Source organism: Streptomyces sp. AK08-02 (genome assembly GCF_033795085.1).
Classification (GTDB): domain Bacteria; phylum Actinomycetota; class Actinomycetes; order Streptomycetales; family Streptomycetaceae; genus Streptomyces; species Streptomyces echiniscabiei.
The window spans coordinates 112,489-127,858 of record NZ_JARAZV010000001.1; the positions used below are offsets into that span (position 1 = coordinate 112,489).

At 69.3% G+C, this 15,370-nt stretch carries 13 protein-coding genes and 4 pseudogenes; 9 read left to right on the forward strand and 8 right to left on the reverse strand.

The genetic code is table 11. The features are described 5' to 3' along the window. Positions 1–7 precede the first annotated feature (7 nt). Complete coding sequence (locus PV734_RS00435; protein ID WP_319091447.1) at positions 8–400, reverse strand: nuclear transport factor 2 family protein; 393 nt, start codon at positions 398–400, stop codon at positions 8–10. Positions 401–525: 125 nt separating this feature from the next. Between PV734_RS00435 and PV734_RS00440 the strand changes: the two are divergent. Then, positions 526–1,080: pseudogene (locus PV734_RS00440) on the forward strand (SDR family NAD(P)-dependent oxidoreductase); the annotation flags it as partial. Here the strand turns inward: PV734_RS00440 and PV734_RS00445 are convergent. Both PV734_RS00445 and PV734_RS00450 read right to left on the reverse strand, forming a co-directional pair. Further along, positions 1,028–1,444: pseudogene (locus PV734_RS00445) on the reverse strand (LLM class flavin-dependent oxidoreductase); the annotation flags it as partial. The pseudogenes PV734_RS00440 and PV734_RS00445 sit on opposite strands and share 53 nt — an antisense overlap. 108 nt (positions 1,445–1,552) lie before the next feature. Beyond that, the gene (locus PV734_RS00450; RefSeq protein WP_319288474.1) at positions 1,553–2,128 is read right to left on the reverse strand and encodes a TetR/AcrR family transcriptional regulator; all 576 of its coding nucleotides are present in this window, start codon (positions 2,126–2,128) and stop codon (positions 1,553–1,555) included. A gap of 105 nt (positions 2,129–2,233) precedes the next feature. Between PV734_RS00450 and PV734_RS00455 the strand changes: the two genes are divergently transcribed. The 4 genes from PV734_RS00455 to PV734_RS00470 all read left to right on the forward strand — a co-directional run bounded on the left by PV734_RS00455 (position 2,234) and on the right by PV734_RS00470 (position 5,873). Next, positions 2,234–3,199, forward strand: a complete 966-nt coding sequence (locus PV734_RS00455; RefSeq protein ID WP_319288475.1) for an SDR family NAD(P)-dependent oxidoreductase — start codon at positions 2,234–2,236, stop codon at positions 3,197–3,199. 42 nt (positions 3,200–3,241) lie between these two features. After that, entirely contained in the window at positions 3,242–4,057 is an 816-nt protein-coding gene (locus PV734_RS00460) for an SDR family oxidoreductase (RefSeq protein ID WP_319091451.1), read from the forward strand. Positions 4,058–4,148: 91 nt separating this feature from the next. Continuing rightward, positions 4,149–4,862 carry a YceI family protein gene (locus PV734_RS00465; RefSeq protein ID WP_319288476.1) on the forward strand — a complete coding sequence of 238 codons (714 nt, stop codon included), beginning with the start codon at positions 4,149–4,151 and terminating at the stop codon, positions 4,860–4,862. A 63-nt stretch (positions 4,863–4,925) separates the two neighbouring features. Beyond that, positions 4,926–5,873, forward strand: a complete 948-nt coding sequence (locus tag PV734_RS00470) for a nuclear transport factor 2 family protein (protein ID WP_319288477.1) — start codon at positions 4,926–4,928, stop codon at positions 5,871–5,873. Positions 5,874–6,880: 1,007 nt separating this feature from the next. On the opposite strand, the pseudogene PV734_RS45745 reads toward PV734_RS00470, so the two are convergent. From PV734_RS45745 to PV734_RS00485, 4 genes and pseudogenes are all read right to left on the reverse strand, one after another. Then, positions 6,881–7,420 (reverse strand): annotated as a pseudogene (locus PV734_RS45745) (IS701 family transposase); the annotation flags it as partial. Positions 7,421–7,596: 176 nt separating this feature from the next. Continuing rightward, the gene (locus PV734_RS00475; RefSeq protein WP_319091455.1) at positions 7,597–8,706 is read right to left on the reverse strand and encodes a M20/M25/M40 family metallo-hydrolase; all 1,110 of its coding nucleotides are present in this window, start codon (positions 8,704–8,706) and stop codon (positions 7,597–7,599) included. Beyond that, positions 8,703–9,812 carry an o-succinylbenzoate synthase gene (menC, locus tag PV734_RS00480; RefSeq protein WP_319092008.1) on the reverse strand — a complete coding sequence of 370 codons (1,110 nt, stop codon included), beginning with the start codon at positions 9,810–9,812 and terminating at the stop codon, positions 8,703–8,705. The genes PV734_RS00475 and menC overlap by 4 nt, the downstream gene beginning before the upstream one ends. Before the next feature lie 2 nt (positions 9,813–9,814). Next, complete coding sequence (locus tag PV734_RS00485) at positions 9,815–10,615, reverse strand: GNAT family N-acetyltransferase (protein WP_319091456.1); 801 nt, start codon at positions 10,613–10,615, stop codon at positions 9,815–9,817. Between the two features lie 101 nt (positions 10,616–10,716). On the opposite strand from PV734_RS00485, the gene PV734_RS00490 reads away from it, so the two are divergent. Further along, positions 10,717–12,381, forward strand: coding sequence for a helix-turn-helix domain-containing protein (locus PV734_RS00490; RefSeq protein ID WP_319288478.1), 1,665 nt, complete (start codon positions 10,717–10,719; stop codon positions 12,379–12,381). A 235-nt stretch (positions 12,382–12,616) separates the two neighbouring features. On the opposite strand, the gene PV734_RS00495 is transcribed toward PV734_RS00490, so the two are convergent. Next, a complete protein-coding gene (locus PV734_RS00495) occupies positions 12,617–13,732 on the reverse strand; it encodes an ABC transporter substrate-binding protein (protein WP_319288479.1) in 1,116 nt (371 codons plus the stop codon). A gap of 157 nt (positions 13,733–13,889) precedes the next feature. Between PV734_RS00495 and PV734_RS00500 the strand changes: the two genes are divergently transcribed. From PV734_RS00500 to PV734_RS00510, 3 genes and pseudogenes are all read left to right on the forward strand, one after another. After that, a complete protein-coding gene (locus PV734_RS00500) occupies positions 13,890–14,366 on the forward strand; it encodes a MarR family winged helix-turn-helix transcriptional regulator (protein ID WP_319091459.1) in 477 nt (158 codons plus the stop codon). Positions 14,367–14,517: 151 nt separating this feature from the next. Beyond that, on the forward strand, positions 14,518–14,790 hold the full coding sequence (locus PV734_RS00505) for a hypothetical protein (RefSeq protein WP_319198864.1): 273 nt from the start codon (positions 14,518–14,520) through the stop codon (positions 14,788–14,790). Positions 14,791–14,936: 146 nt separating this feature from the next. Continuing rightward, positions 14,937–15,320, forward strand: a pseudogene (locus tag PV734_RS00510) (AbfB domain-containing protein); the annotation flags it as partial. Positions 15,321–15,370 lie beyond the last annotated feature (50 nt).

A 15,370-nucleotide genomic window follows, 5' to 3' on the forward strand; every position in this document is an offset into this window, starting at 1 on the left:
GTCGTGGTTACTGTTCGGCGGCCTCTCGGGCGATCTGCTCGAACTGGGCGCCCATGGCCTCGCCCAGCGCCTGGGCGGCGGAGAGCGGGCGCACCATCACCGTGAACTCGTCGATCTTCCCGTCGTCGTCGAAGTGCAGGAAGTCGCATCCCTGGAGTTGCTTGCCGGCGACGGTGGCGGTGAAGACGAAGGCGTGATCGCGGCCGTCGGGGTTGGCGATCTCGCGGATGTAGGTGAAGTCCTCGAAGACCCGGAGCACGCCGCGCAGGATCGCCGCGGTGATGGCCTTGCCCGGGTACGGCTTGAAGGTGACGGGGCTGGTGAAGACGACGTCGTCGGCCAGCAGGGCGGCCACGGCGTCCGGGTCGCCGTTCTCGACGGCCTTGCGGAAGGGATGCACGAGCTCACCTCGATACTCAGAAATATGAATAAGTGTGTTGGAGACTAGATGGCCCGTCAGGGCTTGTCTACAAGGAATGGAGTGGCTATTGATCACGTTGTTGATTAATCTGCTAGCGCGCATTCATGGCTTTGCGGAACGCGGTGATGGCCGCGTTGTTGAAGGGCGAGGCGTCCGGGTACGACCTTGCGAAGGCGTTCGACGCGACGGTGGCCAACTTCTGGATGTCGACGCCTCAGCAGCTCTACCGGGAGCTGAGCGCCCGGGTCGTCAACGGCATGCACAACGAGGACGCGGTCGGCTTCACCATCGCCCGTCGTGTCACGCCGAACCGCCCGTACCGGGTCACCTTCACCGGTGGCGTCCACGGCCCGGGCGGCAACGCCTACTGCCGGGCCGCCATGCCCCGGCTCACGCAGGCGTGCGTGCCGTGGCTGCGTGAGAGCCTGTGCCGCGGGTGCGTCGCCAATGTGGCGTCCCGCACCTTCTTCGCCGGCGCGCCGGGCCAGATCGCCTACGTGGCCGGCAAGGGCGCGCTCATCGGCATGACCCGGGTGATGGCGCGCGAGCTGGGCGAGCACCGGGGCACCAGCGCGGTGGCACCCGCCCAGGCCGCGACCGCCGGGACCCGGGCGCACTCGGGCGACGAGGTCTTCGCCGCGACCTTGCGGCAGCAGTCCACATCTGATTGCAGGCGCGCCGGCTCTCCTCCAGTCGCTCGAAGCGCTCGCCTGTCGGTGGGAACGGCACTCTGAGGCCGGTGTGCTCACGCTGGTACCGGGCTGTGCCGAGTCCGGGGAAGGCCCGGCCGCCGGATGGCACGTCGGGCGTGGTGACGATCTTGGCGAGCAGCCCGGGATGACGGTACGTCACCCCTGTGACGAGCGGACCGAGTCGGGTCGTCGAGGTGTGGGCCGCGAGACGGCCGAGGGTGGTGCAGCCCTTCAGCACGGCTCGCTCGCGGTGAGCCCGTACTCCTCCATCTGGATGTAATGGTCCCCATTGCGGAGAGCCGGCTGATACCGGCCTCGTCCGCGACCGCACACGCCGCGGCCGGCCCGGGTCCGAGGGTGGTCGGGCCGATGGGGTGGTCGGGCCGTCGAAGTGGTCGAAACGGCTGATGTGTACGCCCAGTCTCAGGCGGTCTCCAGTTCAGTCCGTGCGGTGGCGGAGTCCGTCGAGGAGCAGATCGAGCATGCGGCCCGCGCGGTCGCGCAGCCCCATGTCGGTGGTGATCAGCAGGATGCCGCCGAGGCTGAAGCCGACGTCGAGGGGGTCGACGTCGGAGCGCAGGACGCCCGCCTCGGCCCCGGCCTTCAGCAGCGTGCTGATGGCCGTGCTGATTCGGTCCAGGCTCTCGGCGAACGGGTCCGAGTCACCGGAGGCGATGACGGCCTTCAGTGCGTCCGCCATGCCCTGCTTGGTGGTCAGATAGTCGATGAACCGGTCCATCCACACTCGCATCGCCTGGTCGGGCGGGTACTGAGTCAGCAGTTCCTCGGCGCTGTCGCAGACCCGCGCGACCTCGTTGCGGTATGCGGCCTCAAGCAGGGCCTCCCGGGTGGGGAAGTGCCGGTACAGCGTGCCGATGCCCACACCGGCCTCTCTGGCGATGCCCTCGAGCGACGCGTCCGTGCCCCGCTCGGAAAAGGCGCGTACGGCCACGTCGAGCAGGCGTTGCCGATTGCGGCGCGCGTCGGCACGCAGTCCGCGTGTGTTGCCGGTCACAGCATTCCTTCCTCCTGGACAATCGGAGGACCCTCCGCTTAAGGTTCAAGCAAAACGGAGGAGCCTCCGATTTTTGATCGTAGCAAACCGGGAGCACGTGCGGATATGACCACGAGCACACGTATCACCACCCCCTTCCACGCCGGATCCACGGCCGCCGACGTCATCGCGGGCACGGATCTCACCGGCCGCCGTGCCGTCGTCACCGGAGCCGCCTCCGGCATCGGTGTGGAGACCGCCCGGGCGCTCGCCGGGGCCGGCGCGCAGGTCGTCCTCGCCGTGCGGGACACGGCCGCCGGCCGCCGCACCGCGGAGGACATCAAGGTCACCACCGGCTCCGAGGGCGTGACGGTCGCCTCCCTGGATCTGACCGACCCGGCGTCCGTCGAGGCGTTTGTGACCGCATGGCGAGGGCCACTGCACATCCTCGTCAACAACGCGGGCGTGATGGCGACTCCGGAGACCCGGACGCCGCGGGGCTGGGAGCTGCAGTTCGCCACCAACCACCTGGGGCACTTCGCCCTCGCCACCGGGCTGCACGGCGCTCTCGCGGCGGCCGGCGGTGCGCGCGTGGTGTCGGTGAGCTCCAGCGGACACCTCTTCTCACCCGTCGTCTTCGACGACCTCCACTTCACCGAGCGGCCCTACGCCCCGTGGCTCGCCTACGGCCAGTCCAAGACGGCCAACGTGCTGTTCGCGGTCGAGGCCGGCCGACGCTGGTCCGACGACGGGATCGCGGTCAACGCGCTGATGCCCGGCGGGATCCGGACCAACCTGATGCGTCATGTCGGGGACGCCGAGATGGCGCAGTTCGGGGCCCACCTCCAGGCCCTGATCGGCGAGGGAACGCAGCCGCCTGAGCTGTCCCTCAAGACGGTGGAGCAGGGCGCCGCGACCTCTGTGCTGCTGGCCGCGTCGTCCGTGGTCGACGGTGTCACCGGCCGGTACTTCGAGGACTGTGACGAGGCCGAACCGCACCGGCCCGGCACCAACACCGGAGTCGCCGCGCACGCTGTGGACCCGGAGGCGGCCGCGCTCCTGTGGCAGGTCTCCGAATTGCTCCTGGCCTGACCTCCCGTTCCGTCAACTTCCTTTCCCCACTGGAAGGTTCTCGTGTCCAAGACCTGGTTCGTCACCGGCTCGTCCCGCGGCTTCGGCCGCTCGTTCGTCGAAGCCGCGCTGGATCGCGGAGACAGGGTCGCCGCGACCGCACGGAACACGGAGTCCCTGATGGACCTCGCGATCGCCTACGGCGAGCAGTTGCTCGCACTGCCCCTGGACGTCACCGACAAGACCGCCGTGTTCGAGGCGGTCCACAAGGCCCACGCGCACTTCGGCCGACTCGATGTCGTCGTCAACAACGCCGGCTACGGCCACTTCGGCATGGTCGAGGAGCTGACCGAGGCCGAGGTGCGCGACCAGATGGAAACGAACTTCTTCGGCGTGCTCTGGGTCACCCAGGCCGCGCTGCCGCTGCTGCGCACCCAGGGCGGCGGCCACATAGTCCAGGTCTCCTCCGTCGGCGGCGTGCTCTCCTTCCCGAGCCTGGGTGTCTACGCCGCCTCCAAGTGGGCGGTGGAGGGGCTGTCCGAGGCCCTGGCCGCCGAGGTCGCCGGGCAGGACATCAAGGTCACCCTGGTCGAGCCCGGCCCCTATCCCACCGACTGGCCCGGCGCCTCCGCGGTCAACTCCGAGCCCGACCCGCTCTACGACGGAGTCCGCCAGGCCCTGGCCGAAGGCCTGGACCTGTCCGACATGGGCGACCCGAAGGCCGTCGGTCCCGCCCTGCTGACGATCGTGGATGCCGAGAACCCGCCGCTGCGGGTGTTCTTCGGCAGGACGCCGATCCAGCTGGCCAAGGACCACTACGCGCGCAAGCTGGCCACCTGGGCCGAGTGGGAGCACGTCTCCCTCGCAGCCCACGGCTGACCCCATGGCATTCATGGCCCAGGGTACTTTCTGACCAAATACTTGAACTTTCAAGATCAACTAACCGGTCATCTGTCTCCCGGAGGAACCAATGGCACGCACCACCCCCAGACGCTGGAAGCGCCGGCTGGTCGTCGGCGTTGCCGCCGCCGCCCTCGTGGGCGTCGGAGGCCCGTACGTCTACATCAACTACGTCCAGGACGACCCACCAGCCGCGCTGTCACTGGACAGTTCACCGACCAGGCCGGAGAGCACCTCCGGCTCCGGCGAGCAGGAGCGGGAGGGCGTCGAGGGCGCGTGGCGGGTCGGCAGCGGCTCGCAGGCCGGCTACCGCGTCGACGAGGTGCTCTTCGGCCAGAACGTCACGGCCGTGGGCCGTACGGAAGAGGTCACCGGAGAGCTGGAGATCGAGGGCGCCCAGGCTGTGAGCGGGAGCTTCACCGTCGACCTGGCCTCGGTGCGGAGCGACTCCGGCCAACGCGACGGCCAGTTCCGCGGCCGGATCATGAACACCGAGCGGTACCCCAATGCCGTCTTCGAGCTCACCGAGCCCGTGGACTTCGGCTCGGTGCCGGACGGGAGCGAACGGGTCACCGGCGAGGCCACGGGGGATCTGACCATCCACGGCGAGACCAATTCCGTCACGTTCGACCTCAACGCCCAGCGCACCGCCGACGGCTTCCGCGTGAACGGCTCGATCCCCGTCACCTTCGCCGACTACGGCGTCGACGCACCGAACTTCGGCGGGATCGCCGTCGAGGACGAGGGGACCGTCGAGTTCCTCCTCGCCTTCAGCCCCGGGTGATTCCGCCGCCCACAGCCAGCACGTAACGCATCGCTCATCGCATCCGTATTGGAGAACACCGTCATGAGCAAGACCCACTTGTCCAGGAGGACCGTCGCCGCTCTGCTGGCCACGGCGACCATCGGATCCATGGCCGTATTCGTGCCCGCCGCCACGGCGTCCCCTCCCACCTCCTCCCTGACCGTCGCGGACTCCCGGCAGGCGAACCCCTACGCCGAGGAGCGCAACAAGCGCGTCGCCGTCCGCGTACTCAGGCAGCTCTTCGAAGAGGGCAACCTCAAGGTCGCCGACCAGTACATCCGTGCGGACTACATCCAGCACAACCCGATGGCCCCCGACGGCCGGGAGGCCATCAAGAACTTCATCCGCGACTGGCACGCGCGGTTCCCGGACCACGTGTACAACGTCAAGCGGGTCATCGCCCAGGGTGACCTGGTCATGGTCCACTCCAACCCGGTCTACGAGCCCGGCACCCGCGGTTCGTCCGTGGTCGACATCTTCCGCTTCGACAGGAAGGGCATGATCGCCGAGCACTGGGACGTGGTCCAGGACGTACCGGCGACCACCGTCAACGGCAACGACATGTTCGGCACGGTCAGCCGGCCGCGCACGAACCAGCCCGGCCCCCGCTGGATGACCGCCTTCAGTCGGAAGGTGGCCACCGCCTACTTCGACACACTCCTCGTCGACAAGAACCCCGACGCGGTCAGGTACCTGACGCCGGAGTACTACCAGCACAACCCGACCATCCCCAACGGCTCGGCCGGCCTGCGCGAGCAGTTCACCGGCTTCTTCCAGCAGTTCCCGAACCTGATCGTGGAACGCAAGCGCGTCATCGCCCAAGGCGACCTCGTGGCGATCCACGCCCACTACCGCCTCAACCCCGAGGACCGCGGCCAGGCCGTCGTGGACATTTTCCGCGTCGGCAAGGACGGGAAGATCCTCGAACACTGGGACTCCGTCCAGGACGTGCCGTCGACCCCTCCCCTCAACGACAACACCATGTTCTGAGCCCATTCCGCCACGAGGGCTTGCCACGGGGGCTTGCTATAAGCATCGGAAAACAGGAAGCCACTGGTGGCACGGTTCGGTGGGGTCCCACTCCAGCGGCAGGGGTCCGCGGAAATCGCCGACCGTCAGCCGGTCCGGGTGGAGTATCCGCAGAAGGAACTCATCGCGAGACTCTGACGGAGATCTGCGAGAGTGGGGGCAATGTGCCAGTGCGTCATGTCCGTGCTCTCGCCGACCTCGCACATTCCGGATGGCGGCCTTTGGCCGGGCGCGCGTAATTCCGCACCGGCGTCGCAGGGCGGTTGTGGCCTGCGATACCTGCCATGACCGAATCCATCCAAAACGGCCTGCCAGTGCATTCGTGCAGTAGTCGGTGGAGGGCCGGACGGCCGGGAAACCGGCATGTCCAATTCGGCGGGAGGCCGCGCGGAGCCGACAGGCACCCCGCCCGCGCGGCCTCCCCAGCCTCCCGCCTGTCGGGCCACCGCCGACTGAAACGTCGGCATCTCGTTCTGGCCGGCCTCCGCAGTCGACCCGGCAGAGTGCGCACGCCGCGCGGGGCAGGGCATCCAGGTTCTCTTCCGCTACTACGCCAAGTTCCTGGCCGAAACGCGTAACCAGGCCAACCGGGTGACCGAGGAGTCCATGCAGCGGTGGGCTGCGCCGAGGGACAACGCGCAGGGTGTCGTAGCTTGACTCTGGCCCGGAAAAGGCCCGGAACTGCTGGTCGGGTCTGGGGCACAGGTGGGAGATATCGAAAGTAAGGGCCTGTTTCGAATCGCGGCCTGATCGTGCGTCTCGAAGGGCGCCTGAAGGGCATAGTCCCTGTTCAGGCGCCCTTTTTCAGCACCTAGAAGAAGCCCAGCTTCTTCGGCGAATACGACACCAGCAGATTCTTCGTCTCTTGGTGGTACACGAGCAGTACCCACGCTGACCTGCGGTGACGGTGCGCTGTCGGCGGGCGAGTGGCAACGTGGTCCGGGAACGGTCCGGATCTCCTTGCCCCGGGGCAGCCGCCTGGGGGTATGCAGCGGTCCAGCGGTCGGGCTCTGGGGCAACTGCTCGTACTTCCGGCCAGGCGGTGGCACCGGTGCCCATCGCGGGTGGTCGCGGCAGAAGGAGAAGGCGTAGTCGACCAGGGTCTGGTGGCGGCGGATGGCGCGGTCGGAGCGAACCTGGAAGTCGGCCCAGCCGAGTTCGTCCTTGGTCTGCTTGTAGCTCTGCTCGATCCATGGCCGCAGTCCGCGGAGTCCGACGATTGCGGCGAGGCGGCCGGCGGGTGCGGGCAGGCGGCTGTGTGGGGTGAGTCGGGGCTGTGGCCGCCGAGGCGGACATCGGCAGCCAACCAGGTCTGTGCGCCCGTCGCGGAAGTGACGCTCTACGGGTGTCCAGTCGCCTGGATGCTTGGCATCGCGCCAGGTCAGGGCGTGGGCCGCTTCGACAGGGGTGTGCGGCTGGTCGGCGCGGGCCCAGGTGCCGCGGTGCGGCTTGAGCGCGACGACGTAGGCCAGGCCGGCCTCGCGCAGTGCGAGATACCAGGTGTCGGCCTGGATGACGCCGCGGGTAGACAGGTCGGCCCGTTGCGCACCGGGGTGCGTCCGGCCACATACCGCGTGCGGTCCGGCGCCTCGTCCGGACACATGGTGCGTGGTACGCCGTGGCCCGAGAGTCTCGACGTCGCCAGCTCCCGGGCCGAGGGATGGAAGACAGGGCTGCGGCGACGTCACACAGGTGGCAGCAGGCGGGCGACGAGGCCGGCGACGAGGGCCGCCCGGCGGGGCATTTCGGCGATGACGGCGTACTCGCCTTCGGCGTGCGCGTGTGCGCCGACCGCGCCGAGGCCGTCGAGAGTGGGGATGCCGATCCCGGCGGTGAAGTTGCCGTCGGACGCGCCACCGACACTGACCGCGCGGATGTCTCCGAGGCCAAGGTCCCGGGCGGCGAGGCGCGCGAGATCCAGCAGGGGCAGGGCCTGGCCCGCCTCCATCGGCGGGCGGTTGGGGCCGCCCTCGACGGTGACCGAGGCACTGGGCAGCACCGGGGACAGTGCGGCCATCCGGGCATGCAGGGTGTCCTGCTCGGCGCGGGTGCCGGCGCGGGCATCCACGTGGAAGTGGGCCTCGGCCGGGACGGTGTTGGTCGTGGTGCCCGCGGCGGCGAGAGTGGGAGTGACGGTGAGCCCGCCGGAACCGAACGAGGCGACGGTGCGGGCCTGTTCGGCGAGCTCCAGGAGCGCGTTCACGCCCTTCTCGGGTTCCAGGCCGGCGTGCGCGGCCCGCCCCTGGACCCGTACCACATACTGGCTGACGCCCTTGCGGCCGGTCTTGAGTGCGCCGTCCGCGCTGGCCTCCAGCACCAGAACTGCCCCGGCACGGGCGGCAGCCTTTTCGATCAGCGGTCGGGAGACAGGTGAGCCGATCTCCTCGTCGGTGGTCAGCAGCATGCCGCAGCCCGCGGGGGAGCCGAGCGCCGCCATCGCGTACAGGCCCTGCACTACCCCGGCCTTCATGTCGAAGACGCCGGGGCAACTGAGGGTGGTTCGAGTGCGCAACGGCTTCGGCCAGCGGGCCAGGGTGCCGACCGGCCACACCGTGTCGAGGTGGCCGAGCAGCAGCACGCCACCCGGCGTCGGCTCCCAGTACAGCGCCGGCCGGTCCTGCTCGGTGATCCACTCGGGCGCGCGGCCGAGCAGGCGGGTGCCCAGCTCGGCGGTATGCTCCGCGACCTGGGCCAGTCGGCCGAAGTCATCGGACGGCGACTCCGCCAGGCACAGGTCGAGGGTTGCCCGGGCCATCTCCTCGGTGCGCGCGGTCAGTTCGTCCAGGAGGGTCATGGCTTGAGCACCTGCGCGGTGACCGTGAGTTCCGCCAGTACTTCGGGGATCGGGGCGACGCCGATGCCGGGCCCGGTCGGGATTTCGATGCGGCCGTCCTCGGTCATCGTGATCGGCTCGGTCAGGTCCTGCTCGAAGTAGCGGTCGGAGGCCGAGATGTCCGAGGGCAGGGTGAAGTTGGGCAGGCCGCCCAGGGCGAGGTTGGCCGCCCGGCCGATGCCGGTCTCCAGCATGCCGCCGGCCCAGACGGGGATGCCGGCTGCCGCGCAGACGTCGTGCACGCGCCGCGCTTCGAGGTAGCCGCCGACCCGGCCGGGCTTGATGTTGACGATTCCGCAGGCGCCGGTGCGGATCGCCTCGTACGCGGCCTGGGCGGAGACGACCGACTCGTCGAGACAGATCGGGGTCCGCACGACGCGGGCGAGCTGGGCGTGGCCGGCGATGTCCTCTTCGTCGAGTGGCTGCTCGATCAAGAGGAGCCCGAACGCGTCGAGGAGCGCGAGGTGGCGGGCGTCGGAGCGGGTGTAGGCGGAGTTGGCGTCCACCTGGAGGAGCACATCGTCGCCGAATCGCTCCCGCACCGCGGCGACCGGTTCGATGTCCCAGCCCGGCTCGATCTTGAGCTTGATCCGGCGGTATCCGGCCTCCAGGTAGCCCGCCACCGCGTCGAGCAGCTCCGGTACGGCGTCGTAGATGCTCACCGACACGCCGGAGTCGACATGCGTCGCGGTCGCCCCCAGGTGGCGGCTCAGCGGAACTCCGGCGGCCTTCAGCTGGGCGTCGAGCACGGCCGTCTCCACCGCCGCTTTGGCCATCCGGTGCCCGCGCACCGGCTCCAGCAGCGGGGCCACCAGATCGGCGTTGAGCCGGTCCGCGGCGAACAGGCGCGGCAGCAGATGGTCCGCGACAACCCGGTGCGCACCGTCGGTGAACTCGCTCGAGTACAGCGGGTCGGCGATCGCGACGCACTCGGCCCAGCCCTCGGCCTGGTCGGTGATCACCCGTACCAGCAGCACATCGCGCTCGGTCTGGGTGCTGAACGAGGTGCGGAACGGGGACGCCAGCGGGATGGCGACCCGCCGCAGTTCGACAGCTTCGATGTTCAGGTTCATTGGTTCCTCGGGCTCGTCGGGATCTGCAGGTCAAGGGGAGTGGTGAGGACGTAGGTGCCGTTCCGGTCGGCTCCCGTCCATCGGTATCCGGACCGCAGCAGCGGCCGCATCGCCTCGCGCAGAGCGAGGCGCCAGTCCAGGACCAGGGAAACGTCATCAGGCAGCAGCGCAGGGACGCGCAGCCGCACCTCCTCGCCCGGCCGGGGGCCCACGGCCCGGCGCACCGGCCCTCCCGCCTCACCGATATCCAACAGGGGGCTGTCACAACGGGCCGGAGCGGGCGAGCGGCCGGGCTCGGTGGCCGCCAGATCCCAGTGCACCAGGACCCGGTCCGTCGGTATTCCGCGGTTGAAGGCATCGTTCATCTGCCCGTAGAACTCCGCGTGGTACGAGACGCCCGTGGCGCCGAGTCCGGCCAGGTTGAAGGAGGCGTTGGCGGTCCGCAGCGGGTCGAACGTCCAGGCCATCCGCCTGATGCCGCGCTCCAGGCACCAGTCGCGCTGGCCGAGCTTGATCGCCCGGCCCACACCCGTGCGCCGCCACTCCCTGCCGACGCCGACCACATGCGAGTGCAGCAGAGGCCCGTCAGGATCGGAGCCGAGGAAACCCACCGCCACTCCGGCGAGCCGCCCGTCGACGAGGCCGCCGAGCACCTGTGCCCCGGCTTGGCTGAGGGCCCGCATGAAGGGAAACGGCACCGGTGGAATCTCCGCCTGCCATACCTCGGTGATCAGGTCGGTCGCCGCCAGCAGTTCCTCGACGCCGGTCAGCTCCCGTACCTCCGTGTTCACGACCATGGGCTGTAGCCTGCCGGATCATGCCCCACCAGGTTTTGTGCTGAGCATCAAACCTGAGGTCGTCGAGTGGGTGTCTACGACAATCCGGCTAGGGTGGCGCCATGGAGCAAGCCCCCACCCTGCACCGCCTCGTCCAGGACATCGGCGAGCCCCTGCTGCGGCTCGCCGTCGATCCGGGCGGCGCTGACCAGCCCCTCGCCGGGGTGGCCATTCACGACCCGGCCGACGCGGAGGGAATGGAGGCGGGGTGCTTGGTGCTGTGCGTGGGCGTGACCCGGGGGGCAGAGCTGCTCACCCTCGGCAGTGCCGCGCAGCGCGCCGGTGCGCGTGGCCTCGCAGTGAAGGGACCGGTCCCCGCTGAGACAGCCGACTGCCCGGTGCCGGTCGTCGAGGTCAACCCTGACGCCTCATGGATGCACGTCGCGACGATCCTGCGGCAGCGCCTGCTGGACCACTCGCGGGCGCAGTGGGAGCCCGCGGGCGCCACCAGCGACCTGTTCGCGCTGGCCAACACGGTCAGCGCGATGATCCAGGCCCCGGTCACCATCGAGGACGCGGCCTCGGCGGTGCTGGCCTGGTCGGCAGGACAGGACGACACGGACGAATCGAGGGTGGAGACGATCCTCAGCCGCGCGGTGCATCCGAGCCGGCTGCACAAGCTCGCGGAGCAGGGCGCCTTCGACCGGCTGCACTCCTCCACCGCGCCGGTGTACATCGAATCGTACGAACCGGGCCTCCTGCCCCGGGTGGCGATTGCCGTACGTGCCAACTCCGAAGTCCTCGGCTACGTCTGGGCAGTCGTCACCGCCCCGCTACCGGAAGAACACACCCGATGGCTCGAACTGTTCGCCCCGGTCGTCGCGCTGCACCTGGCCAACACCCGCTCCGACGGCTCCGCCTGGGCCCGGCAGCAGCGCTGCGAACTGGCCGCGGCGGTGCTCGCCGGGGGCCCGGCCGGGGAAGGCGCGGCCCGTGAGCTACAACTGCACACCGGGGCGCTGTGCCTGATCGCCGTGGGCCTGCGCTCAGGGGACACCGCCTCGGACGCTGCCTCGGACACCGCCCCCGCAGAGGCCGCCGTCGCAGCCGCCGGCCTTCGCAGGCTCGAGGACGCCCTGACGCTCTACCTCACCGCAATGCGCCCCTCGGCGGTGGCCGTGCGCGGCGACCGTGCGGTGTACGTGCTGGTGGCCTGGCCGCAGCCGTCCAGAGACGAGATCCTGGCCGCGGCCCGCTCGCTGGCCGCGGACTTCGTCGCCCGGTCGCCGGGAGGACCTGGAGGGGACTATCTGGCCGCGGTCGCCGGGCCCGCCGCCGAACCCGGCCGTGTGCCCGCCGTCCGGGCTCAGGTCGACGCCGTGCTGCGCGCCCTGCGCGGTGCCGGGGGCTCGGCGCCCGCCGTGGCCACCCTCGACGAGACGGCACTCCAGGTGCTGGTCGACCGCCTCGGCGACGTCGCCCAGTCGCTCGGCCTGCCGCCGACCACCGGTCCGCTGCGCCGCCTCGTCGAGCACGACGGCCCAGACGGCGTCCTCACCGAGACCCTCGCCGCCTACCTGGCCGCGGGATGCCTGACCGAAGACGCTGCTGCCCGACTGCGGGTGCACGTCAACACCTTGCGATACCGGCTGCGCCGGATCAGGGAGGTGTCAGGTCTGGACTTCCATGACGCCGATCAGATGCTCCTGGCCCAGCTACAGCTGCGGCTGCGCGAGACGACCGCCGCCTTTCACACGGACGAGAAATCTCGGCTTCTCACGTTCTGATTGTCGTCACCTGGCCGCGCACAGAGCTCGTGAAACGATAACCTCGGCGACACCCCTTGTCCGCCGGCGTCCGTGTTCGCACCAGGATCGGCTCGCCTTCGTCGGTCAAGTCCTCGATGACCCGGGGTATCAGCCCCGAGAACACCACATCTACAAGATCGTTGACATCTCGCACGTGAATGTCAACGACCTTGGCAACCCTCCGGCACCGCCGAAGGTGAGACAGGGCCGTTGATCAGACACTCCCGCGTCCCGGGTGCAGGCCGAGCCACCCAGGGGAGGGCGCCCCCGTCACCTCGCCGACGCAGAGAGTGAGCTGCTGCCTGAAGCGTTCGACGAGGCTCCGGTCCGCCATGAAGCCCTCGAAGCCGTCGAGGTGGGCGTTGCGGTACTCCCAGATGGGGTGGTAGCCCGCGTGGGGCTGGACGTCGGTGCGTACCGACCACATAGAGAAGTCGGACTGGGTCCTTTTCGACAGCCACCAGTTCAAGTACAGCTTCGCGGCAGCGGGACGCTTCGCGTGCCGGAAGATGGCGGCGCGCTGGGCCCAGGCCATGAACGGGTCGTGTTTCGGGATGACGAAGCGGGTCTTCACGCCCGCCGCCGGGCTCAGCATGCCGTCCGTGCCCAGTGCGACGGCCGCGGTGCCCGCCTCGACCCGGTCGGCGGGTTCCTGCGTACCGCGCACCCAGGCCACGTCCTGGCCGACGAACCGCCGCAGCCACTCCCAGCCGTACTTGTCCACGATGAGCTTGTACAGGTACAGCACCGCGTCGTCGTCGTTCGGGTACGTCGAGACGATCTTCCCCTTCCACCGGGGGGCGAGGAGGTCCCGGGCCGAGGCAGGTGCCTTCCCGCCTGCCTTGTCGACGTTGTAGATGGTCGAGAAGGCGTCGACGAATATGCCGGTCCAGGTGCCGTCGGGGTCCTTGAAGGCCGGGTGGACGCGGGAGAATCCGGCGGGCTTGTACGGAAGCAGAAACCCTTCCTTCTTCCAGCGGGAGAAGTCCTGCAGGGTCTGCAGCTGTACGACGTCCGGGACGAGGGAGCCGGTGGCGAGCTGGTTGTCGATGCGGGCGTCGTGGAACTTGCTGTAGTCCACCACCATGTTCAGTGTGATGCCGGGGAACGCCTTCTCGAAGGCGGCCTTGTTGCCGTCCTGCTGGGTGGCGGTGTCGCCGCCCGCGTAGACAGTGAGGGTGCCACCCTCCGCCTTCGCCTCGCGGTACAGCTGTTTCAGACTCTTGGTCTCCTCACCTGGCCGCGCGGCGTATCCCGTTCCGGCGCCCAGTGCGACCCCTGCGGCCGTGAGCGAACCTGCGGCGAGTACCTGACGTCGTCCGACCGGCATGGCTGTTCCCCTTCAGTGCGGTGCTTCAGTGCAATGGTCGATGGAGAAGATACCTGCGCCAGCAGCTTTATTCCAGTCTTCAACTTTGGCTGTATGGCATGATTTCCCCCTTATTTGCTCATGAGGAGAGTATCAGGGTAGCTGTATCGTCAGCTTCATGAATGAGCTGCTGAACGACGAGACAGTCGTCCTGTACGGCGACATCCTGCGGCTGACGGATGCGATCGGCGGACGGGCCGAGCGCACCATCCGTGAGGCCGCCGGACTGGGCGGTTCCGAATTCGAGGTGCTCCTTCGTCTGGCCCGCCACCGGGAGAACCGGACCACCAGTGCCCGCCTGGCCGAGGATCTGTCGTTCACCTCGGGTGGGCTGACCCGTCTGATCGCCCGCATGGAGGAGGCCGGGCTGCTCGCCCGCCACCCCCACCCCGACGACCGCCGGGCCGCGCTGCTGGAAGCCACCCCCAAGGGTCGCGAACTGCTGGAACGTGCCCTCGCCGCGCACGTCCCGCAGGTCACCACCGACCTGATGGAGCCGCTCACCCCGGTCGAGCGGCTGATCCTGCGCGAGCTCGTGACCAAGCTGCTGGCCCACTCCGCGCGCGGAACGGTGCACGGCCCCGCGCGACCGTGACCGGTCAGCCCCGCCCTCCCCTCCAGCCTCTCCCCACCTGAGACTCATCCGGAAACGAACAGGAGTACCCCTGTGGAGATCCTTTTGATCGGCGGCCACGGACATGATCGGCTCAGGCCTATTCGCGGAGGCGCTGAGCCGCGGCCATGAGGTGACAGCCGAGACCCGCTCCGGCTCGGCCGCCGGCCTGCCCGAGCACCCGGCCCTGACCCCGCTGGTCCTCGACGCCTCCGTGCCCGGCAAGGTGGCCGAGGCCGCCGCTGGCCATGACGCGGTGGTCTCAGCGCTCTCCCCGCCCCGCGACGGCTCCGACCCGACCGCCCCGCTCCCGGCGGTCCGCCGCTCTGACCGGACACCCACATTCGCCCGGCTGATTGAGTCAACGTACAGGCCGGATGCCCGGTGCACGGTGACGTCCCGGTGAGCGCCGACCCTCATCGGCTCCGCCGGTACGGTGATCGCGCTCGCGCTGGTGGGCCAGCCGCCTTCCGCGGACGGTCGTTGCCGAGTGAGCCGGAACTCGAGCATCGCCGCAAAGCGTTCGTCGGGATCGTGCAGGTTCAGTTGCGCGATTTCCCCGACCGCTACATCCGGCACGAAGGGTTCAGGGCCAAGACCCAGGCGAACGTCACCAACCTCGCCGACTCCCAGTTCCGCGGCGTCCCCGGCCTCGCCGGCACCGGCACGGTCTCCCTGGAGTCGGCCAACTTCCCCGGCTACTACCTGCGTCACAAGAACTTCGAGGTCTGGGTCGAGAAGAACGACGGCACGACCGTCTTCAGAGGCGATGCCTCATTCACCCAGCGCGCCGGTCTGGCCGACTCCGCCGACGGCATCTCCTTCGAGTCGTACAACTTTCCCGGCCGTTACACCCGCCACTGCAACAACCTGCTCTACCTCCAACCGGTCAGCACGCCACTCGACCGGCGGGACGCCACCAACTGCGCGGAGTAGCAAGCTCTCCGCTCGCGACACCACGGTGCGGTCGACGCCCTCCTGTCACG

Coding starts and splice junctions, on each gene's coding strand:
- PV734_RS00500 (WP_319091459.1), top strand. CDS start 13,890: ATGAATGAGCTGCTGAACGACGAGACAGTCGTCCTGTACGGCGACATC.
- PV734_RS00470 (WP_319288477.1), top strand. CDS start 4,926: ATGAGCAAGACCCACTTGTCCAGGAGGACCGTCGCCGCTCTGCTGGCC.
- PV734_RS00455 (WP_319288475.1), top strand. CDS start 2,234: ATGACCACGAGCACACGTATCACCACCCCCTTCCACGCCGGATCCACG.
- PV734_RS00475 (WP_319091455.1), bottom strand. CDS start 8,706: ATGACCCTCCTGGACGAACTGACCGCGCGCACCGAGGAGATGGCCCGG.
- PV734_RS00490 (WP_319288478.1), top strand. CDS start 10,717: ATGGAGCAAGCCCCCACCCTGCACCGCCTCGTCCAGGACATCGGCGAG.
- PV734_RS00495 (WP_319288479.1), bottom strand. CDS start 13,732: ATGCCGGTCGGACGACGTCAGGTACTCGCCGCAGGTTCGCTCACGGCC.
- PV734_RS00465 (WP_319288476.1), top strand. CDS start 4,149: ATGGCACGCACCACCCCCAGACGCTGGAAGCGCCGGCTGGTCGTCGGC.
- PV734_RS00485 (WP_319091456.1), bottom strand. CDS start 10,615: ATGGTCGTGAACACGGAGGTACGGGAGCTGACCGGCGTCGAGGAACTG.